Annotated in this window: 21 protein-coding genes; 20 read left to right on the plus strand and 1 reads right to left on the minus strand. The window is 75.5% G+C overall.

Annotated elements, in window-relative coordinates; translation table 11 throughout:
- The first annotated feature begins 191 nt into the window (after positions 1-191).
- The 19 genes from D459_RS0101800 (at position 192) to D459_RS0101890 (ending at position 20917) form a co-directional block, all read left to right on the plus strand.
- Positions 192-746, plus strand: coding sequence for a GNAT family N-acetyltransferase (locus D459_RS0101800; RefSeq protein WP_017591275.1), 555 nt, complete (start codon positions 192-194; stop codon positions 744-746).
- Positions 747-756: 10 nt separating this feature from the next.
- Positions 757-1395 carry a dephospho-CoA kinase gene (gene coaE / locus D459_RS30385; protein ID WP_020380024.1) on the plus strand — a complete coding sequence of 213 codons (639 nt, stop codon included), beginning with the start codon at positions 757-759 and terminating at the stop codon, positions 1393-1395.
- Positions 1396-1670: 275 nt separating this feature from the next.
- Positions 1671-3767: an excinuclease ABC subunit UvrB gene (uvrB, locus tag D459_RS0101810; protein ID WP_017591277.1), complete on the plus strand. Its 2097-nt coding sequence runs from the start codon at positions 1671-1673 to the stop codon at positions 3765-3767.
- Between the two features lie 314 nt (positions 3768-4081).
- Positions 4082-5077 carry a GNAT family N-acetyltransferase gene (locus D459_RS0101815; protein ID WP_017591278.1) on the plus strand — a complete coding sequence of 332 codons (996 nt, stop codon included), beginning with the start codon at positions 4082-4084 and terminating at the stop codon, positions 5075-5077.
- A gap of 116 nt (positions 5078-5193) precedes the next feature.
- On the plus strand, positions 5194-6114 hold the full coding sequence (locus D459_RS0101820; RefSeq protein ID WP_017591279.1) for a hydroxymethylglutaryl-CoA lyase: 921 nt from the start codon (positions 5194-5196) through the stop codon (positions 6112-6114).
- A 456-nt stretch (positions 6115-6570) separates the two neighbouring features.
- The gene (locus D459_RS0101825; RefSeq protein WP_017591280.1) at positions 6571-8217 is read left to right on the plus strand and encodes a CTP synthase; all 1647 of its coding nucleotides are present in this window, start codon (positions 6571-6573) and stop codon (positions 8215-8217) included.
- Positions 8214-8843, plus strand: coding sequence for an NUDIX domain-containing protein (locus D459_RS0101830; protein WP_017591281.1), 630 nt, complete (start codon positions 8214-8216; stop codon positions 8841-8843). The genes D459_RS0101825 and D459_RS0101830 overlap by 4 nt, the downstream gene beginning before the upstream one ends.
- 218 nt (positions 8844-9061) lie before the next feature.
- Positions 9062-10045 (plus strand): site-specific tyrosine recombinase XerD, encoded by a 984-nt coding sequence (locus tag D459_RS0101835; RefSeq protein ID WP_017591282.1) that lies wholly within the window; start codon positions 9062-9064, stop codon positions 10043-10045.
- 237 nt (positions 10046-10282) lie between these two features.
- Entirely contained in the window at positions 10283-11245 is a 963-nt protein-coding gene (locus D459_RS0101840) for a ParA family protein (protein ID WP_026119969.1), read from the plus strand.
- Entirely contained in the window at positions 11218-11601 is a 384-nt protein-coding gene (locus tag D459_RS0101845) for a hypothetical protein (protein ID WP_017591284.1), read from the plus strand. Before D459_RS0101840 ends, D459_RS0101845 begins: the two co-directional genes overlap by 28 nt.
- Positions 11602-11668: 67 nt before the next feature.
- Complete coding sequence (locus D459_RS0101850; protein ID WP_017591285.1) at positions 11669-12529, plus strand: segregation and condensation protein A; 861 nt, start codon at positions 11669-11671, stop codon at positions 12527-12529.
- On the plus strand, positions 12526-13131 hold the full coding sequence (gene scpB, locus D459_RS0101855; protein ID WP_017591286.1) for an SMC-Scp complex subunit ScpB: 606 nt from the start codon (positions 12526-12528) through the stop codon (positions 13129-13131). Before D459_RS0101850 ends, scpB begins: the two co-directional genes overlap by 4 nt.
- A complete protein-coding gene (locus tag D459_RS34035) occupies positions 13115-14995 on the plus strand; it encodes a pseudouridine synthase (protein WP_017591287.1) in 1881 nt (626 codons plus the stop codon). The genes scpB and D459_RS34035 overlap by 17 nt, the downstream gene beginning before the upstream one ends.
- A 97-nt stretch (positions 14996-15092) precedes the next feature.
- Positions 15093-15455, plus strand: coding sequence for a chorismate mutase (gene aroH, locus D459_RS0101865; protein ID WP_026119970.1), 363 nt, complete (start codon positions 15093-15095; stop codon positions 15453-15455).
- 367 nt (positions 15456-15822) lie between these two features.
- Positions 15823-16908, plus strand: a complete 1086-nt coding sequence (locus D459_RS0101870) for a prephenate dehydrogenase (protein WP_017591289.1) — start codon at positions 15823-15825, stop codon at positions 16906-16908.
- Positions 16909-17012: 104 nt separating this feature from the next.
- Positions 17013-17756 carry a (d)CMP kinase gene (cmk, locus tag D459_RS0101875; protein WP_017591290.1) on the plus strand — a complete coding sequence of 248 codons (744 nt, stop codon included), beginning with the start codon at positions 17013-17015 and terminating at the stop codon, positions 17754-17756.
- A 129-nt stretch (positions 17757-17885) separates the two neighbouring features.
- The gene (der, locus tag D459_RS0101880; protein WP_017591291.1) at positions 17886-19301 is read left to right on the plus strand and encodes a ribosome biogenesis GTPase Der; all 1416 of its coding nucleotides are present in this window, start codon (positions 17886-17888) and stop codon (positions 19299-19301) included.
- Between the two features lie 120 nt (positions 19302-19421).
- Positions 19422-19922, plus strand: a complete 501-nt coding sequence (locus D459_RS0101885) for a DUF523 domain-containing protein (RefSeq protein ID WP_017591292.1) — start codon at positions 19422-19424, stop codon at positions 19920-19922.
- 191 nt (positions 19923-20113) lie between these two features.
- Positions 20114-20917, plus strand: coding sequence for an SAM-dependent methyltransferase (locus D459_RS0101890; RefSeq protein ID WP_017591293.1), 804 nt, complete (start codon positions 20114-20116; stop codon positions 20915-20917).
- Positions 20918-21059: 142 nt separating this feature from the next.
- On the opposite strand, the gene D459_RS0101895 is transcribed toward D459_RS0101890, so the two are convergent.
- Positions 21060-21530, minus strand: a complete 471-nt coding sequence (locus D459_RS0101895) for a MarR family winged helix-turn-helix transcriptional regulator (RefSeq protein ID WP_017591294.1) — start codon at positions 21528-21530, stop codon at positions 21060-21062.
- Positions 21531-21824: 294 nt separating this feature from the next.
- Here D459_RS0101895 and D459_RS0101900 point away from each other — a divergent pair, with 294 nt between their 5' ends.
- Positions 21825-22646, plus strand: a complete 822-nt coding sequence (locus D459_RS0101900; protein ID WP_017591295.1) for an alpha/beta fold hydrolase — start codon at positions 21825-21827, stop codon at positions 22644-22646.
- The last annotated feature ends 97 nt before the right edge of the window (positions 22647-22743 follow it).

Consider the following 22743-nt stretch of genomic DNA (forward strand, 5'->3'; position numbering starts at 1 on the left):
GCCGCGGCGGCGTGCGGCGGCCCGGCGTCCGAACCGCTCGCCCCGGGACGCCGCCCGCGCGGATCGGGGCGGCCGGAGCGGCCCGGCGCCGCCGAACCGGAATCGGGCCCTCCGCGGCGATTCGGCGGCGCGGCCGGGCCGCGCGGGGTATCGTCGGCCGCAGGCGGTCCGCAACGGCTGCGAGGAGGGTCATGGCGGCACCGGAGCGGGGCGGGGCGTCATCGGACGTCGCCGTCACCGAGGCGGAGCGGGACGACATCGGGGAGCTGTGGGCGGTGCAGCGCGCCGCCTACGTCGACGAGGCCCAGATCTACGGGGACCCGTTCGTCCTCCCGCTCACCGAGAGCCGCGGCCAGCTGCTGCGCGCCGTCGAGGGCGGCGCGGTGCTGCTCAAGGCGGTGTCCGGCGGGCGGATCGTGGGCGGGGCGCGGGGCAAGGCGGTGGGCAGCGCGGCCACCGTGGCGCGGCTGTTCGTCGCCCCGGACCGCCGCCGCGAGGGGATCGGCGCCGCCCTGCTGGCCGAGATGGAGCGGAGGCTGCTCGCCGCGGACCCGCCGCCGGCCGCGATCACCCTGTCCACCGGGCACGGCGGCCGCGCCGCCCCGGCCCTGCTGCTCGCCGCCGGCTACCGGCAGACCCACCGCGAGGCGCTGCACGACCACCTCACCCTGCTGCACTTCCGCAAGGACGCCGCGGAGGCCCCGGCCGGCGGTCCCGGTGAACCGGTGCAGGAGCGCGTCCCGTAGGCTCGGCGCCATGCTGCGCGTAGGACTGACCGGGGGGATCGGCTCCGGAAAGAGCGAGGTGTCGGGGCGGCTGGCCGCCCGCGGGGCGGTCGTCATCGACGCCGACGCCCTGGCCCGCGAGGTGGTCGAGCCGGGCACGCCCGGGCTGGCCGAGGTGGTCGCGGAGTTCGGCGAGGAGGTCCTCACCGCCGAGGGGGCGCTGGACCGCCCCCGCCTCGGCGAGATCGTCTTCTCCGACCCGGACCGGCTGGCCCGGCTCAACGCGATCGTGCACCCGAGGGTGGGGGCGCGCAGCGAGGAGCTGATGGCGGCCGCGCCGCCGGACGCGGTACTGGTCTACGACGTCCCGCTGCTGGTGGAGAACGGCCTCCAGGAGCTGTACGACGTGGTGGTGGTGGTCGACGCTCCGGAGGAGGACCGGGTCCGGCGGCTCACCGGGAACCGCGGCATGCCGGAGGACCAGGCCCGGGCCCGGATCGCCGCCCAGGCCTCCCGGGAGGAGCGGCTCGCCGCCGCCGACGTCGTGGTGGACAACTCCGGCACCCGGGAGGAGCTGGACGCCCGGGTCGCCGGGCTCTGGCAGGAGCTGGAGCTGCGCGCCGCGGTCAAGCACGCCGAAGAGGCCGGGGACGGGGCGCCCCGGGGCTGACCCGGAGGCCGGTCCCGGGCCGGGCGCCGGGGCGCCTTCCCTGCCGGGCGGGGCGCGCCCCCGGCCGCCGGGGCCTGCGGCCGGCGCGGCGATGAGCGGGAGCGGGGGCACCGGCCCGCCTGCGGCGGGGCGGAATCGGCGGCGGTCGGGCCGGGTTGCACGGAGGGGCGGCCCCGGGGCGCCGCGGATCCGCGGCGCCTGTCGCAGGGCGGCTGTACGGTGGGCGGTGTCCCGGGCGCGTCGCCCGGTTGCGGCATCGGGGAGAGTGGGGACTCATGCGGCCGGTCAGCGGCATCCAGCGCAGGGAGGCGTCGTTCGAGGTCGTCTCGGACATGACGCCGGCGGGCGACCAGCCCGCGGCCATCGCCGAGCTCACCGGGCGGGTGCGGGCCGGCGACACCGACACCGTGCTGCTCGGCGCGACCGGTACCGGCAAGACGGCGACGGTGGCCTGGCTGGTGGAGCAGGTGCAGCGGCCCACCCTGGTGATGCAGCCGAACAAGACGCTGGCCGCGCAGTTCGCCAACGAGCTGCGGGAGATGCTGCCGAACAACGCGGTGGAGTACTTCGTCTCCTACTACGACTACTACCAGCCCGAGGCCTACGTCCCGCAGACCGACACCTACATCGAGAAGGACTCCTCGATCAACGACGAGGTGGAGCGGCTCCGCCACTCCGCCACCAACTCCCTGCTCACCCGGCGGGACACGGTGGTGGTCGCCTCGGTGTCGTGCATCTACGGCCTGGGCACCCCGCAGGAGTACGTGGACCGGATGGCGCAGCTGCGGGTCGGCATGGAGGTCGACCGGGACGAGCTGCTGCGCCGCCTGGTGGAGATGCAGTACACCCGGAACGACATCGCGTTCACCCGCGGCACGTTCCGGGTCCGCGGGGACACGGTGGAGATCATCCCGGTCTACGAGGAGCTCGCGATCCGGATCGAGATGTTCGGTGACGAGATCGAGCGGCTGATGACGCTGCACCCGCTCACCGGTGAGGTGCTCGGCGAGGACGACGAGATGTTCATCTTCCCGGCCTCGCACTACGTGGCCGGGCCGGAGCGGCTGGAGCGCGCGGTCGGCCGGATCGAGCGGGAGCTCGGCGAGCGGCTGGGCGAGCTGGAGGCGCAGGGCAGGCTGCTGGAGGCGCAGCGGCTGCGGATGCGCACCACCTACGACATCGAGATGCTCCGCCAGGTCGGCAGCTGCTCGGGGGTGGAGAACTACTCCCGGCACTTCGACGAGCGGGAGCCGGGCAGCGCCCCCAACACCCTGCTGGACTACTTTCCCGAGGACTTCCTGCTGGTCGTGGACGAGTCGCATGTGACGGTCCCGCAGATCGGCGGCATGTACGAGGGGGACGCCTCGCGCAAGCGGACCCTGGTCGACCACGGGTTCCGGCTGCCTTCGGCGCTGGACAACCGGCCGCTGAAGTGGGCGGAGTTCACCGAGCGGATCGGGCAGACGGTGTACCTGTCGGCCACCCCGGGCTCCTATGAGCTGGAGCGGAGCGGCGGCGACGTGGTGGAGCAGGTCATCCGCCCGACCGGCCTGGTCGACCCGGAGGTGGTGGTCAAGCCGACCGAGGGGCAGATCGACGACCTGGTGCACGAGATCCGGGTGCGGGCCGAGCGGGACGAGCGGGTGCTGGTCACCACGCTCACCAAGAAGATGGCCGAGGACCTCACCGACTACTTCGCCGAGCTGGACATCCGGGTGCGCTACCTGCACTCCGAGGTGGACACGCTGCGCCGGGTGGAGCTCCTGCGCGAGCTGCGCACCGGCGAGTTCGACGTGCTGGTCGGCATCAACCTGCTGCGCGAGGGCCTGGACCTGCCCGAGGTGTCGCTGGTGGCGATCCTGGACGCGGACAAGGAGGGCTTCCTGCGCTCTGAGACGTCGCTGATCCAGACCATCGGCCGGGCGGCGCGGAACGTGGCCGGGCAGGTGCACATGTACGCCGACCGGGTCACCGATTCGATGCGCGCGGCGATCGACGAGACCAACCGGCGGCGGGAGAAGCAGCTCGCCTACAACGCCGAGCACGGCATCGACCCGCAGCCGCTGCGGAAGAAGATCGCCGACATCCTGGACTCGCTGGCCCGGGAGGACGTGGACACCGCGGAGCTGCTCGGTTCGGGGTACCGGGCGCAGCCGGAGCGCGCCCCGGTGCCGGGCCGGCCGGGCGAGGGGGGCCGCGAGGACGTCGCGGGGATGCCGCGGGCCGAGCTGGCCGCCCTCATCCAGCAGCTGGACGGGCAGATGCACCAGGCCGCCGCGGACCTCCAGTTCGAGCTGGCGGCCCGGTTGCGGGACGAGATCAAGGAGCTCAAGCGGGAGCTCCGCGGGATGGACGCGGCCGGCGTGGAGTGAGCGCGCGGCCGCCGGGACCGCCTGGGAGTGCTCCCGGGCGGTCCCGGCGTTTCGGCGCCGGGGGGCGTCGGATACCGTAGGCCGGGCGATAAAACGTCTTATAAGGGATTGCATGGCGTCGATTTCGAAACGAATCGATGCGATGCGTCCGATTCGACCGACCGCCCGGTGCGTCGGCCGGTACGCTCATCCGTGACCGGCGGGGAACGCACGGTCACGGTATGCGGCACCCCGCGGCGCACCGCGGGGCCGAGCCGCTCCCCGGTCCCGCTCCGCTGCGCGGGCCGGGTGCGACCCGGTCAGGGAGGGGGAGGATGAGCGGCTACGTGGCCCGCGTGCGCCGCGGCGACCTGCCCGGCGGCGGGACCGAGTTCGACCGGCTGATGGAGTCCGCCGCGCACCGCTGGGCCTCGGTCGACCCGCTGCTGCCCGCGCCGCCGCGCCCCCGGCGCAGCGGCGACACGCTGCTGACCGTCTCCGACGAGGCCGGGCGGCCGGTGGCCGCCGGCACCATGCGCTACTCCTGGTACCAGCCGGGCGAGGCCGGCCGCACCTGGGGCATGCCGGACCAGCACTGGCTGACGCCCCTGGTCGGCGGCCCCGAGCCGGGGCGGGCGCTGGACTCCCTGCTCACCAGCTGGCGCGAGCAGCTGGAGGCGCTGCCCACCGGCACCGGATCGGAGTCCTCGGCGCTGCTCACCTGGCCCGCCCGGGACCTCTGCGGGGTGGTGCCGCTGCAGCGGCACGGCCTGCAGCCCTACAGCGTGCTCGCGGTCCGGGGGCGCGGCCGGGGCGTCCCCCCGGTGCTGCCGCCGCGCGACGTCGTGATCCGCCTGGCCGACCGCGGCGACCTGACCGAGGCGGTCTCGCTGCTGATGGAGCAGCACCGCTTCGAGGAGCACTTCGGCGGGGTGTTCGTGCAGACCGAGACGGCCGAGCAGACCCGCGGGATACTGGCCCGCGCGCTCTCCCGCCGCCCCTCCTGGATCTGGGTGGCCGAGCGCCGCGGCCGCCTGGTCGGCCTGGTCTGGGTCTCCCCGCCGCAGCGCGCCCGGTGGGCCGCGCCGCTGGTCTCCGGGGCCTCCCCGGCGCACATCGGCTACGGCGTGGTCACCGAGGACGAGCGCGGGGCGGGCATCGGCACCGCCCTGGTGGAGCAGGCGCACCAGGCCCTGGACAGCACCGGCGCCCAGGCCGCCCTGCTCGACTACTCGCTGCTGAACCCGGTCTCCGGGCCGTTCTGGCACCGGATGGGCTACCGGCCGCTCTGGACCACCTGGGAGGCGCGCCCGGCCCTCGCGCTGCGCTGAGGCCCGCCCCGCCACCCCGGCCGCCCCGGGGCCGCCGCCCTCCGGCTAGGGTCGGCCCTACCTGTACGGACGCCGGGGTCCGCTGGGCCGGCCCCGGACGGTGAAGGGAGTGCGGCGTGGCGGAGCGAGAGGCGCGCGGCCGGGGCGTGGAGATCGTCGAGGTCGGACCGCGCGACGGGCTGCAGAACGAGGAGAAGAGCCTCACCGTCGAGGAGAAGGTGGAGCTGATCCGGCGGCTGGTGGCGGCCGGGCTGCGCCGGATCGAGGCGGTCAGCTTCGTCGATCCCCGCCGGGTGCCGCAGATGGCCGGTGCCGAGGAGGTCATGGCCGGGGTGGAGCGGCTGCCCGGGGTCTCCTACATCGGGCTGGCGCTGAACCGCCGGGGCCTGGACCGGGCGCTGGCCGCCGGCGTGGACGAGGTGAACGTGGCGGTGCCGGCCACCGACGGGTTCTGCGTCCGCAACCAGGGCTGCACGGTCGAGGAGATGATGGACGCCTTCGACGGGATCGCCGCGGCCTGCCTGGAGGCCGGCACCCCGGTCAGCGTCACCGTCTCCACCGCGTTCGGCTGCCCCTTCGACGGGGAGACGCCGCCGGAGCGGGTCGCAGAGATCGCCCGGCGCGCGGCGGCCGCCGGCGCCTGGGAGGTCGCGATCGCCGACACCATCGGGGTGGGGGTGCCCCGGCAGGTGGCCGACCTGGTGGGCCGGGTCCGCGCGGCCGCGCCCGAGGCGGTGCTGCGCTGCCATTTCCACAACACCCGCAACACCGGCTACGCCAACGCGCTGACCGCGGTGGAGCAGGGCGTCACCGTGCTCGACTCCAGCGTCGGCGGGTTCGGCGGCTGCCCGTTCGCGCCGGCGGCCACCGGCAACATCGGCACCGAGGACCTGGTGTACATGCTGGAGCGGGGCGGCTCCGGCACCGGTGTGGCGCTGGCGGAGGCCTCGGCCGCCGCGGAGTGGCTCGGATCCCGGCTCGGCAAGACGCCGCCGGCGCAGCTGAGCCGGGCCGGCGCCTTCCCCGCCGAGGGCTGAGCCCCGCCGGGGGCCGAGCCCCGCGGGGAACTGGGCCCGGCCGGGGACCGAGCCCCCGGCGCGGGCCGGGCACCGCCGCGCCGGAGAGCCTGCGGCACCGGCGGTACCGGCCGCGGCGGCGCGCCGCCCGCGCCCGCACGGCGGCGCCCGGGCCGCCCGCGCGCGGAGGGAGACCAGGGACACGCGGGGCGGCGCAGGCGACCGCCCCGCCCCGCCGCAGGGCCCGGCGGAACCGGTCCCGGTGCTGGTCAGTGCGGGTGCGGGCGGGGCCCTCAAGGGTGCCGCGCGGCAGGGTGCGGGGAGCGGGCCGGGCCCCGCCGGGCGCCGTGCCTGTTATCCTGGTGGCCCGTGGAGTCCGAGGCCCGGAGCGGGAGCACCGCAGGGTCCGCGAGGGCGCCGCACGGCCGCCCGTCCGCGTTCGGGCGATCCGTAGCCATTCGACCACGGGAGCAACACTTGGCATCCGCCGCGAGCACCAAACACCTCTTCGTCACCGGCGGGGTCGCCTCCAGCCTCGGGAAGGGCCTCACGGCCTCCAGCCTCGGCCGGCTGCTGAAGTCGCGGGGCCTCCGGGTCACCATGCAGAAGCTTGACCCCTACCTCAACGTCGACCCGGGGACGATGAACCCCTTCCAGCACGGCGAGGTGTTCGTCACCGACGACGGCGCGGAGACCGATCTCGACATCGGCCACTACGAGCGGTTCCTGGACACCGAGCTCTCCGGTTCGGCCAACGTCACCACCGGGCAGATCTACTCCAGCGTGATCGCCAAGGAGCGGCAGGGCGCCTACCTGGGCGACACCGTCCAGGTCATCCCGCACATCACCAACGAGATCAAGGCGCGCATCTACGCGATGGAGAGCGCCGACGTCGACGTCGTCATCACCGAGATCGGCGGCACCGTCGGCGACATCGAGTCGCAGCCCTTCCTGGAGGCGGTGCGCCAGATCCGGCACGAGATCGGCCGGGACAACTGCTTCTTCCTGCACGTCTCGCTGGTGCCCTACCTGGCGCCCTCCGGTGAGCTCAAGACCAAGCCGACCCAGCACTCGGTGGCCGCGCTGCGCAGCATCGGCATCCAGCCCGACGCGCTGGTGTGCCGCTCCGACCGGCCCATCCCGCAGGCGATGAAGTCCAAGATCAGCCTGATGTGCGACGTGGACGAGGGCGGCGTGATCTCCTGCCCGGACGCCCCGTCCATCTACGACATCCCCAAGGTCGTGCACCGCGAGGGCCTGGACGCCTACGTGGTCCGCCGGCTGGGCCTGGCCTTCCGCGACGTGGACTGGACCGAGTGGGACGAGCTGCTCCGCCGGGTGCACGAGCCCTCGCACGAGGTCACCATCGCCCTGGTCGGCAAGTACATCGACCTGCCCGACGCCTACCTTTCGGTCACCGAGGCGCTGCGCGCCGGCGGTTTCGCGGAGAACACCCGGGTCAAGATCCGCTGGGTCGCCTCGGACGACTGCGCCACCGAGGAGGGCGCCCGGCGCGAGCTGGCCGGGGTGCAGGGCGTGCTGGTCCCCGGCGGGTTCGGGGTCCGCGGCATCGAGGGCAAGCTCGGCGCGATCCGCCACGCCCGGCAGAACCGCATCCCGCTGCTCGGCATCTGCCTGGGCCTGCAGTGCCTGGTCATCGAGTTCGCCCGGAACGTGGCCGGCATCGAGGGCGCCAACAGCACCGAGTTCGACGACAAGGCCGCCGAGCCGGTCATCGCCACCATGGCCGACCAGGCCGACGTGGTCTCCGGCGAGCGGGACATGGGCGGCACCATGCGCCTGGGCATGTACCCGGCCGACCTGGCCGAGGAGTCCCTGGCGCGCGAGCTGTACGGCGCCCCCCGGGCCTCCGAGCGGCACCGGCACCGCTTCGAGGTGAACAACGCCTACCGCGCCCGCCTGGAGGAGGCCGGCCTGGTCTTCTCCGGCCTGTCGCCGGACGGGCGGCTGGTGGAGTACGCCGAGCTGCCCCGCGAGGAGCACCCGTTCTTCATCGCCACCCAGGCCCACCCGGAGCTGCGGTCCCGCCCGACCCGCTCGCACCCGCTCTTCTCCGGCCTGGTCGCCGCGGCGCTCAAGCACGACGCCGGCGGCCGCGGGTGACCGGCGCGCAGCGGACCGGGGCGGTCTCCGACTCGCCGGAGTCCGCCGAGGTCGTCGAGCGGGAGGAGCCGTTCCGCGGCGCCAAGACCGCGATGCGGGTGGACCGGCTCATGCTGCCCGGCGAGGACGGCCCCGAGCTGGTGGCCCGGGAGTACATGGTGCACCCCGGCGCGGTCGCCGCGCTCGCCCTGGACGACCGGGACCGGGTGCTGATGGTGCACCAGTACCGGCACGCGGTCGGCGCCCGGCTCTGGGAGCTGCCCGCCGGGATCCGGGACGAGGAGGGCGAGCCGCCGCTGCGCACCGCGGAGCGGGAGCTGCTGGAGGAGACCGGCCACCGCGCCGAGCACTGGTTCGAGCTGGTCGACCTCTACCCGTCGGCGGGCTTCTCCACCGAGCGGATCCAGGTCTTCCTGGCCCGCGGCGTCACCGAGGTCCCCCCGGAGCGCTCCGGCTACCGGCGGGTCCACGAGGAGGCCGACATGGCGGTGGAGTGGATCCCGCTGGACGACGCCGTGGAGGCGGTGCTGGCCGGGCGGCTGCGCAACGGGGCGACCGTGGCCGGGGTGCTGGCCGCGGCCACCGCCCGGCGCGACGGGTACGCCTCGCTGCGCCCCGCCGGCTGACCCGGCCCAGGCGCACCGGCGCCGCACCCCCTGCACGGGGTGCGGCGCCGGAGCCGTCTCCGGACCCGCCCCTCCCCTCCGGTGGTCTCGGGGCCGCGGCCCCGAGACCACCGGAGGGGAGGGGCGGGTCCGCGCGAAACGCCGGGCGGCGCGGCGGCGGCCCGGTCGCGCCGCCCGGTTATGGCATGATCTCTGCGGACACGACGGAGAGCCGGGTGATGGCGACGGCAGCGGAGCGGGACGAGCGCGGCGGGGCGGCCGCAGAGGCGGCGCCGGCCGGTGCCGAGGTGCGCGGGTACCTGGACCACCTCGCGGTGGAGCGCGGGCTCGCCGCGAACACCCTCGCCTCCTACCGCCGCGACCTGCGGCGCTACGCCGAGTTCCTGGCCGAGCGCGGCATCGGCTCGCTCGCCGGGGTGGGGCCGGAGGACGTCGCCGCGTTCCTGCGCCGGCTGCGCGAGGGCGACGCCGACCACCCGCCGCTGGGCAGCAACTCGGCCGGGCGCGCCGTGGTGGCGGTGCGCGGCCTGCACCGGTTCGCGCTGCGCGAGGGCATCGCCCGGACCGACCCGGCCGAGGAGATCAGCCCGCCGCGGCCGCGGCGCCGGCTGCCCAAGGCGGTGCCGCTCTCCGACATCGAGGCGCTGCTGGCCGCGGCCGGGGTCTCCGGGGACGCGCGCGGGCTGCGCGACCGGGCCCTGCTGGAGCTGCTGTACGGCACCGGGGCGCGGATCTCCGAGGCGGTGGGCCTGGACGTCGACGACGTGGCCGGGGACTCCGCCGGGGTGGTCCGGTTCCGCGGCAAGGGCGGCAAGGAGCGGGCGGTGCCGATCGGCCGGTTCGCCCAGGAGGCGCTGGAGGCCTACCTGGTGCGCGGGAGGCCGGCGCTGGCCGCCGCCGGCCGGGGCGTCCCGGCGCTCTTCCTCAACGCCCGGGGCGGCCGGCTGACCCGGCAGGGCGCGTGGGCGGTGCTGCGCGCCGCGGCGGCCCGGGCCGGCCTGGACGAGGTCTCCCCGCACACCCTGCGGCACTCCTTCGCCACGCACCTCATCGACGGCGGCGCCGACGTGCGGGTCGTCCAGGAGCTGCTCGGCCACGCCTCGGTGAGCACCACCCAGGTCTACACGCTGGTCACGGTGGACCGGCTGCGCGAGGTCTACGCCGCCAGCCACCCCAGGGCCCGCTCGGCGCGGCAGCCGTGACCACGCAGGGGATCGCGGCGCCGGGCGGGGCGCGGAGCGGATCCGGAGCCGGACAAGTGCCGCAAGGGGGCGTTCCGAGCGCGTAGAGTGTCGCGTTGAATCACCCCGTGCGGTCGTTCTAGAGTCGCCGCACGACGGTAGGTCGCTGTCGACATATTGAGTTTTTTCCGACGGCCGGCCGACGGGGCGGATCCGCCAGGTCCGGCCATGGCCGGTCCGTAGGGAGGTCAAAGGGTTGTGAGCTGGTCTCGATACGACGGCGCGGAGGCGCAGACCCCGGCCGACGGGGGAGTGCAGGGCGGATCGGCGCACGACCCATGGGGAGAACCACGCAGCACGGGGGACGAACTGCAGACCGGGAGATCACGGCAGGGCGGCTATCCGGAGCCCGCTCCGGTGGAGCGCCACGGTCCGGCACGGATCGTAGCACTGTGCAACCAGAAGGGCGGCGTCGGCAAGACGACCACCACCATCAACCTCGGCGCGGCGATCGCGGAGTTCGGGCGGCGGGTGCTGCTCGTCGACTTCGACCCGCAGGGCGCGCTCTCGGTCGGGCTGGGGCGGCTCGACCCCCGTGAGCTCGACCTCACCGTCTACAACCTGCTCATGCAGCGGGACGTGACGGTCGGCGACGTCCTGCTCAAGACCGACGTCGACGGACTCGACCTCATCCCGAGCAACATCGACCTGTCCGCGGCCGAGGTGCAGCTGGTCGGGGAGGTCGCCCGGGAGCAGATGCTGGCCCGCGCGCTGCGCCCGGTGATCGACGAGTACGACGTCGTGCTCATCGACTGCCAGCCCTCGCTGGGCCTGCTCACGGTGAACGCGCTCACCGCGGCCGACGGGGTCATCGTGCCGCTGGAGTGCGAGTTCTTCGCGCTGCGCGGGGTGGCGCTGCTGATGGACACCATCGAGAAGGTCCAGGAGCGGCTGAACGAGCGCCTGGTCATCGACGGGTTCCTCGGCACCATGTACGACCCGCGCACGCTGCACGCCCGCGAGGTGCTGTCCACCATCATCGACGGCTTCGGCGACAAGGTGTACGGCACGGTGATCAACCGGACCGTCCGGTTCCCGGACGCGACGGTGGCGGGGGAGCCGATCACCCGGTTCGACAGCTCGTCCGCGGGCGCCGCGGCCTACCGCGACCTCGCGAAGGAGGTGCTGGCCAGATGGCCAAGCAGCGGCCTCGCCGGGTGACGCTGCCGGGGGCGGACGAGATGTTCTTCCGCTCCGCGGAACCGGCCGGTGCCGAGCCGGAGCCCGCCGCTCCGGCCGGCGCCGGCGCGCCGGAGGCCGCCCCCGCGCAGCGGCCGAAGCCGCCCCGCCGCCGTGCGCCCGAGCCGAGCGGCCGGGAGCGGCACGACGAGAAGATCACCGTCTACGTCTCCGCCGCGGAGCTGCTCGCGCTGGAGCAGACCCGGCTGGCGCTCCGCGCCGAGTACGGCCTCAGCGCCGACCGGGGCCGCATCGTCCGGGAGGCGGTCGGCGTGCTGCTCGCCGACTTCGAGGAGAACGGCGACAGCAGCATGCTGGTCCGCCGGCTGAGCGGCTGATCGGCGGCCCCCGGCGCGCCGGGCGCGCCCGGTCCGACCACCGGCGCGGCGGTGCCAACCTAGAGGAATGACAGAAGACGGCACCGGGGGCGAGGCCGGGGAGGAGAGCGGGGGCGGCGGCTTCCGGGTCCACCTGGACAACTTCGAGGGGCCCTTCGACCTGCTCCTCGGGCTGATCTCCAAGCACAAGCTGGACATCACCGAGGTGTCGCTGTCGAAGGTCACCGACGAGTTCATCGCCTACATCAAGGCGCACGGCGAATCCTGGGACCTCGACCAGGCCAGCCATTTCCTGCTGGTGGCGGCCACCCTGCTGGACCTCAAGGCGGCGCGGCTGCTGCCGCGCGGCGACGTCGAGGACGAGGACGACCTGGCGCTGCTGGAGGAGCGCGACCTGCTCTTCGCCCGGCTGCTGCAGTACCGGGCCTACAAGCAGGTCGCCGCGGTGCTGTCGGAGCGGATGGCCTCCCAGGGGCGGCGGTTCGCGCGCGCCGTGCGGCTGGAGGACCGGTTCGCCGAGTCCCGCCCCGACGTGCTGATCAGGCTGGGGCCGCAGGAGTTCGCGGCGCTGGCCGGCCGGGTGTTCACCCCCCGGGAGCCGCCCAGTGTGCCGGTCACCCACATCCACCAGGCCAAGACGTCGGTGCGCGAGCAGGGCGCGCTGGTGGTGGAGGCGCTGCGGGAGCACGGCAGCCTCACGTTCGCCGAGCTGACCGAGGACTGCACCGGTACCTTCGAGGTGGTCGCCCGGTTCCTGGCGCTGCTGGAGCTGTACCGGGCCGCCAACGTCGGCCTCGACCAGCCCGAGCCGCTCGGTGAGCTGCTGGTGAGCTGGACCGGTGACACCGTCGGCGAGGTGGCCGTGGAGGACGACTACGACGACGCCGCACCGCGCGAGGCGGAGGGCGGCGGAAGGGAGGGCGCGTGACCGTGGGAGAGGACGCCCCGGGGGCCGCGGCCGCGGCGGGAGGGGTCGCCGACCGCGCCCTGCGGCGCGACCTGGAGGCGGTGCTGATGGTGGTGGACCAGCCGGTGGAGGCCTTCGAGCTGGCCCGGGGGCTGGGCCGCCCGGTCGGCGACGTGGCCGACGCGCTGGAGGAGCTGTCCGCCGAGTACACCGCCGAGGGGCGCGGTTTCGACCTGCGCCGGGTGGCCGAGGGGTGGCGGATCTACACCCGCCCGGAATGCGCGGAGGTCGTCGAGCATTTCCTCAAGGAGGGGCAGGAGGTCCGGCTCACCCAGGCCGCCCTCGAGACGCTCGCGGTGGTCGCCTACCGGCAGCCGGTCTCCCGGGGCCGGGTCTCGGCGGTCCGGGGTGTCAACTGCGACGGAGTTATGCGTACCCTCGTACTGCGGGGGCTGATCGAGGAGGCGGGCCAGGACCGGGAGTCCGGCGCCATCCTGTATCGCACGACGAGCTACTTCCTGGAGCGTCTGGGGCTGATGGGCCTCGACGACCTCCCGGATCTCGCCCCGTTCCTGCCTGACGACATCGAAGGTATTGACGACACCGGTGAACACGCCACATAGAAACGACAGGTCCCGCGGTGAGCGGGACTCCTTCCGACCGCGCGGTGAGCGCGGACGAGGCGCCCCGCGCGGTGAGCGCGGCGACTCCCACCGCTCCGAGCGCCCCTTCCGGCGCGACGACCGCCGGGACGACCGTCGCGATGACCGCCGGGACGACCGGCGCGGGGGCTTCCGCGACGAGCGGCGCTCCGAGCGCGGCCACGGCCGTGACGACCGGCGGGACGACCGCCGGGGCGGTTTCCGCGACGACCGCCGCGACGAGCGGCGGGGTCCGCGTGCGGACCGCGGGGAGGACCGGGGCCGCCCGCACGGCGACCGGGACCGCGGGGACCGGCGCCCTTACGGCGACCGCGACCGCGGCCGGGACGACCGCCGCGACGACCGCCGCGACGACCGCCGGGGGGGATTCCGGGACGACCGGCGCGGGGACGCGCGCGGCGACCGCGGCCGCTCCTACGGGGACCGCGACCGGCGCCCCTACGGCGACCGGGACGAGCGCCGGGACGACCGGCGCGGCGGATTCCGGGACGACCGGCGGGACGACCGCCGGGGCGGGTTCCGCGACGACCGCCGTGATGACCGCCGGGACGAGCGGCGGGGTCCGCGTGCGGACCGCGGGGAGGACCGGGGCCGCCCGTTCGGCGACCGGGACCGCCGCCCGCACGGCGACCGGGACCGCGGGGAGCGGCGCCCTTACGGTGACCGCGACCGCGGCCGGGACGACCGCCGCGACGACCGCCGGGGCGGCTTCCGGGACGACCGGCGCCCCTACGGCGACCGCGACGACCGGCGCGGCGGCTCCCGCGACGACCGTCGGGCCGCCCCCCGGGGCGAGCGCCGCTTCGAGCGCCGTGACGACCGGCCCCGCGGCGACCGCCGCGACGAGCGCCGTGACGACCGGCGCGGGGACGCGCGCGGCGACCGCGGCCGCTCCCACGGGGACCGGGACCGCCGCTCCGGCGGTGCCGGCGGCCGGGGCGCGGAGCGCTCCTCCGCCCCCGCACCGGACCAGGGCGCGCGCAGCGAGCGCGACCTGTCCCCGGCGGCGCGGGCCCGGCTGAAGGCGCTGCGCTCCGAGTACGACCCGGCCGACGAGGACCGCTCCGACGGCGGCCCGCGGGACACCTACCAGAACGTCCCCGGCGGCATCCGGCTGCAGAAGGCCCTGGCCCAGGCCGGGGTGGCCAGCCGGCGGGCCTGCGAGGAGCTGATCTCCGACGGCAGGGTGACCGTGGACGGCCAGGTGGTGCGCCGGTTCGGCGCCCGGGTCGACCCGGAGACCTCGGAGATCCGGGTGGACGGGATGCTCGTGGCGGCCTCCCCGGACCGGCTCTACTTCGCGCTGAACAAGCCGCGCGGCGTGGTCAGCACCATGTCGGACCCGGAGGGGCGGCCCACCCTGGCGGACTACGCGGGCCAGACCGAGGAGCGGCTGTTCCACGTCGGCCGGCTGGACACCGAGACCGAGGGCCTGATCCTGCTCACCAATGACGGCGAGCTCGCCAACCGGCTCACCCACCCGCGGTACAAGGTCATCAAGACCTACATCGCGAAGGTGCCGGGCCCGGTGCCGCGCGAGGTCGCGCGGGAGATCCGCGACGGCGTCGAGCTGGAGGACGGCCCGGTGGAGGTGGACTCCTTCCGGGTGGTGGAGAACCTGGAGCCCAAGGCGCTGGTGGAGATCCGCCTGCACGAGGGGCGCAAGCACATCGTGCGCCGGCTGATGGAGGCGGTGGGCCACCCGGTCTCCGACCTCGCGCGCACCCAGGTCGGCCCGATCGACCTGAACGTGCTCAAGCCGGGCACCATGCGCGCGCTCACCGCCCGCGAGATCGGCGAGCTGTACGCGGCCGCCGGCATGTAGCCCCGCCCGGCCGGGGCGCGGAGTACCCGCGCCCCGGCCGGATGGTGCACAGTGGAGCGGGCAGAGGAACGACGGCCAGTAGAGGAACGGAACCACAGTGGCAGTTCGAGCGATCCGTGGTGCGGTGCAGGTGGACGCGGACGAGCGGGAGCTCGTCCTGGAGGCCACCGCGGAGCTGGTCTCGGAGGTGATGCGGCGCAACGGGCTGCACACCGACGACGTGATCAGTGTGTTGTTCACCGCGACCACCGACCTCACCTCGGAGTTCCCGGCCCTGGCCGCCCGCAAGCTCGGCTTCTCCGACGTGCCGCTGATGTGCGCGAGCGAGATCGCCGTCCCGCACGGGCTGCCCCGGGTCGTCCGGCTGATGGCCCACGTGGAGACCGACCGGCCCCGCGCCGAGCTGCACCACGTCTACCTGCGCGGCGCCCAGGCGCTCCGGCTGGACATCGCGCAGTGACGCCCGCCCGGGCGCCCCTCCGCCGACGGAAGGGCCCCGGCCCCGGACACCGCGGCCCCCGCCCTCCCGGCGGGGGCCGCTCCCGCTTCCCGGGCCCGGCCGGGAGGGGGTCCCCGGGGTCCCGCCGGACGTAGCGGCCCCCGCCCTGCGCACCCGGGGCGGACGCCTGCCCCGGAGGCCCGCGGCCGCCCGGGACCGCTCGCCGCCGGTGCGGGACGGCCCTCCCGGGCGGCGGCCCCCCGCCCGGGGAGCCGGAGGACCGCTCGCCGCCGGCCGCGCGGGTGCGCCCCGGGTCGGGTTTCCCCGGTACGCTTGGGGTCTCCGCTGATCAGCGGGGGGAAGAGCGGACGGAAGGGGCCGTGGGGGGATGATCGACCGCGCCGTGGTCGTGGGCGCAGGGCTGATCGGGACGTCGATCGCGCTCGCGCTGCGGGAGCACGGGGTGCGGGTGGGGCTGTACGACCCCGACGCGCGCAACCTCCGCCTGGCCTGCGACATCGGCGCCGGTGAGGCGGTCGACCCGGCCGACGCGGGGCCGCCGGCCGACGTCGCGGTGGTCGCCGCGCCCCCGGCGGTGGTGCCCCGCGCGCTGCTCGGCGCCCAGCGGGCCGGGCTGGCGCACGTCTACACCGACGCGGCCAGCGTCAAGGCCGGGGTGGTCGCCGAGGCCGCCCGGATCGGCTGCGACATGGCGAGCTACGTCCCCGGCCACCCGATGGGCGGCCGGGAGAAGAGCGGCCCCGCGGCCGCCCGGTCCGACCTCTTCCTCGGCCGCTCCTGGGTGCTCTGCCCGACCGCCGAGGCCGGGCCGAAGGCCGTCGCCGCCGTCACCGAGCTGGCCCGGCTGTGCGGCGGCGAACCGGTGGCGATGGCCCCCGACGCCCACGACCGGGCGGTCGCGCTGGTCTCGCACGCACCGCACGTGGCCTCCTCCGCGGTCGCGGCGCGGCTGGTCGAGGGCGAGGCGGAGGCGCTGCGCCTGTCCGGCCAGGGGGTGCGCGACGTCACCCGGATCGCCGGCGGGGACCCCGGCCTGTGGACCGAGATCCTCGGGCACAACCCGGGCCCGGTGGCCGACGTCCTGGAGGCCATGGCGGCCGACCTGGCCGGCGCCGCCGAGCGGCTCCGCGCCGAGCAGCGCGGCACCGGCGGCGGGATCCGCGACATCCTGGAGCGCGGCCGGGCCGGCCGCGACCGCATCCCCGGCAAGCACGGCGAGCCGGAGCGGGCCGCCTCCCGCTACACCGAGCTGGCCGTGGTCCTCCCGGACGAGCCGGGCGCGCTGGGCCGGCTGTTCGCCGAGGTCGGCGCGGCCGGGGTGAACATCGAGGACGTCCGGATGGACCACTCGCCCGGCCAGCCGCTGGGCCTGGCCCAGCTCTCCGTGCTCCCCGAGGCGGCCGGGCCGCTGGCCGCCTCCCTCAAGGAGCAGGGCTGGTCGGTGCACGGCTGAGCGGTCCTCCGGGCCCGCCGCGACGCGGGCGGAGCAGGGGATGCGCGGCTGTACCCTGGGTCGTTGAGATGAGATGGAATCAGACCCCTGGGGAGAGGACCGACGTGAGCGCGCAGGGCAACGCCGGGGAAGGCGTGGAGGACGCGGCCGGGCCGGGCATCGTCATCGCCATCGACGGGCCGTCCGGTTCGGGCAAGTCCAGCACGTCCAAGGGCGTCGCCAGGGCACGCGGCCTCGAGTACCTGGACACGGGGGCGATGTACCGCGCCATCACCTGGTGGATGCTGCGCAACGGCGTCGAGGCGGAGGACGCGGTGGCCGTCGCGGACGCCGCATCGAAGCCGGTCATCACCATGGGCACCGACCCGTCGGCCCCCACCGTCCAGGTGGACGGCACCGACGTCGCCCGTGAGATCAGGACCCAGGAGGTCACCTCGTCCGTCAGCGCGGTCAGCGCCGTGCCGGCGGTGCGCGAGCGGCTCGTGGCCATGCAGCGCGACACGATCGCGCGGGCCCGGCGCGAGTCCGGAGGGATCGTGGTCGAGGGGCGCGACATCACCACCGTCGTCGCCCCCGACGCGGAGGTGAAGGTCTTCCTCACCGCCAGCGCGGAGGCCCGCGCCCAGCGGCGCAGCAAGGAGAACAGCAGCGACGACGTGGCCGGCACCCAGGAGGCGCTGGCCCGCCGGGACCGGATGGACTCCTCGCGCGCCGTCTCCCCGCTGACCCGCACCGCGGACGCGGTGGAGCTGGAGACCACCGGCCTCGGCCTGCAGGAGGTCATCGACCTCGTGTCGGGCCTGGCCGACGAGGCCGCCGCCGCGGAGGCGAGCCCCGCGGCCGGATGAGCCGGCGCGGCCCGCACCGGGCCGCGCGGAACGGGCGCCCGGCCGGTCCGGCCGGGCGCCGACACTGCCGTCCTCACGGCACGCGGCCTGGGCGCGTGGGGGCGATGTACCGGGATTGGATTTTTTCGCATGAGTGAGAACACCGAAGCCTTCGAAGCCGGGGCGGCCGAGGGCGAAGAGGTCGCCGTCAAGCCCGTCGTCGCGGTCGTCGGACGACCCAACGTCGGCAAGTCGTCGCTGGTCAACAGGATCATCGGGCGCCGCGAGGCGGTCGTGGAGGACGTTCCGGGGGTCACCCGGGACCGGGTGGCCTACGACGCCTCCTGGCAGGGGCGGGCGTTCACGCTCGTCGACACCGGCGGCTGGGAGACCGGTGCCGAGGGCCTGGCCGCGATGGTCGCCCGGCAGGCCGAGTACGCGGCGCAGACCGCCGACGTCATCCTGTTCGTGGTGGACGCCACCGTCGGCATCACCGACGCCGACGCGGCCGTCACCCGGGTGCTGCGGGCCACCCGCCGCCCGGTGGTGCTGGCCGCCAACAAGGTCGACGGCGAGCTGCAGGAAGCCGACGCCATGGTGCTGTGGAACCTGGGCGTGGGCGAGCCGTTCCCGATCTCCGCGCTGCACGGCCGGGGCACCGGCGACCTGCTGGACGCGGTCGTCGGCTCCCTCCCGGAGCAGGCCGGCGGGGAACCGGCGGAGGAGGAGGGCGGGCCGCGCCGCATCGCCCTGGTCGGGCGGCCCAACGTCGGCAAGTCCAGCCTGCTCAACCGGCTCGCCGGGGAGGACCGGGTGGTCGTCGACTCGGTGGCCGGGACCACCCGGGACGCGGTCGACGAACTCATCGACCTGGGCGGCATCACCTGGAAGTTCATCGACACCGCGGGCATCCGGCGCCGGTTCCGCCAGCTCCAGGGCGCCGACTACTACGCGACCGTGCGCACCTCCTCGGCGCTGGAGCGGGCCGAGGTCGCGGTGGTGCTGATGGACGTCTCCGAGCCGCTCGCGGAGCAGGACATCCGGGTCGTGGAGCAGGTGGTGGAGTCCGGCAGGGCGCTGGTGCTCGCCTTCAACAAGTGGGACACGCTCGACGAGGAGCGCCGCTACTACCTGGAGAAGGAGATCGACCGGCAGCTGTCCCGGGTCGCCTGGGCGCCGCGGGTGAACATCTCCGCCAAGACCGGCCGGAGCGTGGAGAAGCTGGTCCCGGCGATCGAGACCGGCCTGGCGGGCTGGGACACCCGGGTCCCGACCGGGCGGCTGAACAGCTGGCTCAAGGAGCTGATCGCGGCCACCCCGCCGCCGGTGCGCGGCGGCAAGCAGCCCAAGATCCTCTTCGCCACCCAGGCCGACACCCGGCCGCCGCACTTCGTGCTGTTCACCACCGGGTTCCTGGAGGACAACTACCGGCGCTTCGTGGAGCGCCGGCTGCGCGAGGAGTTCGGCTTCGAGGGCACCCCGGTGAAGGTCAGCATGCGCATCCGGGAGAAGAAGGGGAGCACCCGGGCCTCCAAGGGCAGCGTCCGCAAGGACTGGCACCGCTGAGGCGCCCGCGCCCCGGCGCGGGGTGCACCGGTGCGTAGGATCGGAAGGGCGGGGCGGCCGGGGGCCGCTCCGCCCGCGGCGTCCCCGGCCGGGCCGCCGCACGAGGGAGGGGGCCGGGACGTGCACAAGGTCATGGTCAGCGCCTGCCTGATGGGGCGGCCGGTGCGCTACGACGGCCGGGCCAAGACGTCGGAGCACCCGGTCCTGGCGCGGTGGCGGGCCGAGCGGCGCCTGGTGGTGTTCTGCCCGGAGGTCTCCGGGGGCCTGCCGGTGCCGCGCCCGCCCGCCGAGATCGCCGCGGGCGCCGGCGCCCGCGCGGTCCTGGACGGCACCGCCGCCATCCGCACCCCGGACGGCGCCGACGTCACCCGGTACTTCACCGACGGCGCCCGGGCGGCCCTGGCCGCCGCCCGCGAGCACGGCGTCGCCGTCGCGGTGCTCAAGGAGGGCAGCCCCAGCTGCGGGCTGCACCGCGTCTACGACGGCTCGTTCACCGGCTCCACCGTGCCCGGGCCGGGCGTCACCGCCCGCCTGCTGGCCGACGCCGGCATCGCCGTCTTCACCGAGGACGAGATCGACGCGGCCGCCGCCCGCCTGCGCGCACTGGAGGAGCGGGACTGAGTCCCGCTGCGGGGCGGTGGCCGGATGAGGCCGCGGCCGGGCGCCCGCCACCGCTGTGACCGCAGGAAACCCCTGGGGCGCAAGGGGGCCGGGGCGCCCGCCGGTTGCGGTGCTTCGCCGGGGGACACGAGAATGCGCGCAGCGGACGCCGGCCCGGCGCCGCGTTCCCGACCCGATGGGAAGTGACGCAGATGACCGGCACGCCTTCCGGCGACGGCGCCCCCTCGGGCGTGGACACCACGGTGGCGCATTCGGCGCGGGTGTGGAACTACTGGCTGGGGGGCAAGGACAACTACCCGGTCGACCGGGAGCTCGGCGACCGCATCATGGACGTCTACCCGCAGATCGTCCAGGGCGCCCGCGCGGACCGGGGCTTCCTGGTCCGGGCCGTCACCTCCATGGCCCGGGAGGAGGGCGTCCGGCAGTTCCTGGACATCGGCACCGGGCTGCCCACGCACAACAACACCCACGAGGCGGCCCAGGCGGTCGCGCCGGACGCCCGGGTGGTCTACGTGGACAACGACCCGATGGTGCTGGTGCACGCCCGCGCCCTGCTGGCCGGCACCGAGGAGGGGGCCACCGAGTTCGTCGACGCCGACCTGCGCGAACCGGAGAAGGTCCTGGAGGCGGCGGGCCGGCTGCTCGACTTCGACCGCCCGATCGGGCTGACCGTGCTCGGCACGATCGGGCACATCCCCGACTTCGCCGAGGCCCGCGCCCTCATCGGCCGCTACCTGGACGCGCTGCCCTCGGGAAGCCTCCTCGCCCTGTGCGACCTGGTGCTGCCGGAGGACCCGGCCAGCGCCGAGGCGCTGGAGCGCTGGAACGCCGGCGCCGCGCTGCCCTACCGGGCGCACACCCCGGCGGAGATCGCCTCCTACTTCGACGGCCTGGAACTGCTGGACCCCGGTGTGGTCCCGGCCAACCGCTGGCGCCCCGAGGAGGGCCCCGGAACCGACGTCGAGCAGTACTGCGGCCTGGCCCGCAAGCCCTGAGAGCGGCCGCCGGGGCGCGCCCCGGCGGCACCCGGCACACCGCTCGCCCGGCGGAGTGCGCGGGCCGTCCGCTCCGCCCGGCCGGCCGCCGCGGAGCGCGAAGGGGCGCCGCCCCGGCTCTTTCCGGCGGCGGCTCAGGGGTTCAGGGGCCCTGGTCGGCCAGGGTCCTGATGGCGCGTTCCAGCAGGGAGCGGAGCCGGTCGGCCTCCTCTGAGGTGAACGCGCCGAGGAGGCGGCGCTCCACCGCGACCGCGGCGGCGTCGGCCCCGGCGAGGAGCGCGGAGCCCTCCTCGGTCAGCCGGGTGACCAGGACCTGGGCGTGGTCGGGGGAGGGGTGCCGCTCGATCAGACCGCGTGACTCCAGGGTCTTGAGGACCGTGGTCATGCTCTGCGGGGTGACCGAGCAGAGCCGCGCCAGCCGCGCCCCCGAGGCGCCGGGCGCGAGCGACAGCGCGTAGAGCGCGACGTACTGCGGGACGGTCAGCCCGAAGGGGCGCAGCACCCGGGTCTTCTCGGCGATGAGCGCCTGCTCGGCCTGCTTGATCGCGTTGCCGGGGCGCCAGGCCACCGAGGCGCGGACCTTCTCTTCCTCCTCGGCGCCGTGCTCCGCCATGCCGCCTCCTCCGCTCAGAGCATCAGGGCCCTGATGTGCCCATGGACTCTACCAGTCGAGTTGACGCGACTTCGCTCGTCGTGCAACCTCTGATGTGTATCAGGACTCTTATGGTCATCAGGAGACGAATGGAATGGTGTCCGTGGCGGCCGCGCGCCCGGCCCCGCCGCATCGGGCCGCGGACCCCGCGCCGACGGCCTGACCGGCGGCTCCCGCCGCGACCGGGCCGCCGCGAAGCCCCGACGCCGACCTCCGACACCGACCCCCGATAGCGACCGACGAGGAGAAGCAGGCATGCCCATCGCAGACGTCCCCCTTTCCGCCGGCGTCGGCGGCGTCCACTACCTGCGCGCCGGAACCGGGACCGGGCTGGTGCTGGTGCACGGCACCGGCGCGACCGCCGAGGGCAACTGGGCGCCGCTCGCGGAGGCCGCCGCGGACCGGTTCACCGTGGTCGCCCCGGACCTGTCGGGCTCGGGCGCGACCACCGATCCCGGCGGGCCGATCACCGTCGACGACCTGGTGGCCGAGGTGCTGGGTGCGGCCCGGCACGCCGGGCTGGACCGGTTCCACCTGGTCGGACACTCCCTCGGCGCGGTCGTCGCCACCGCCGTCGCCGGCACGGTCCCGGACCGGGTGCTCTCGCTGACCGCGCACGCCGGGTGGGTCCGGACCGACCCGCACATGGCGTTCCAGTTCGACCTGTGGCTGCGGCTGATGCGCATCGACCCGGGACTCCAGGCCCGGCTGCTGCAGGCCACCGCGATGGGCGAGGCGACGCTGCGCTCGCGCACCGCCGCCGACTTCGAGGCGGCTGCGGCCGGGTTCGCCGCGCTGCTGGACGGCGCCGCGGACGGCTTCGTCCGCCAGGTCGAGGCGGACCTCGCGGTGGACGTCGCCGCGCTGCTCCCCGAGATCACCGCGCCCACCCTGCTGATCTCCGGGACCGATGACCGCATCGTCCCGCCCCGCCACCAGGAGGAGCAGGCCCGGCTCATCCCGCACGCCGAACTGCTCCGCCTGCCCGGGGGCCACGCCCTGCCCTTCGAGGCGCCGGAGGCCTTCACCTCCGCGGTCCTGGACCACCTGGACCGGCGGCCCGCCCCGGCCCGCTGACCACCGCGGACCGGCGCGGAGCGGGGCGCGGCCGCCTCCCGCCGGTCCGGCCCGGGAGGGCGCTCGGCGGGCGTATCGGAACCAGGGCGGGGACGGG

The sequence above is a fragment of the Nocardiopsis potens DSM 45234 genome (genome assembly GCF_000341105.1).
Taxonomy (GTDB): domain Bacteria; phylum Actinomycetota; class Actinomycetes; order Streptosporangiales; family Streptosporangiaceae; genus Nocardiopsis_A; species Nocardiopsis_A potens.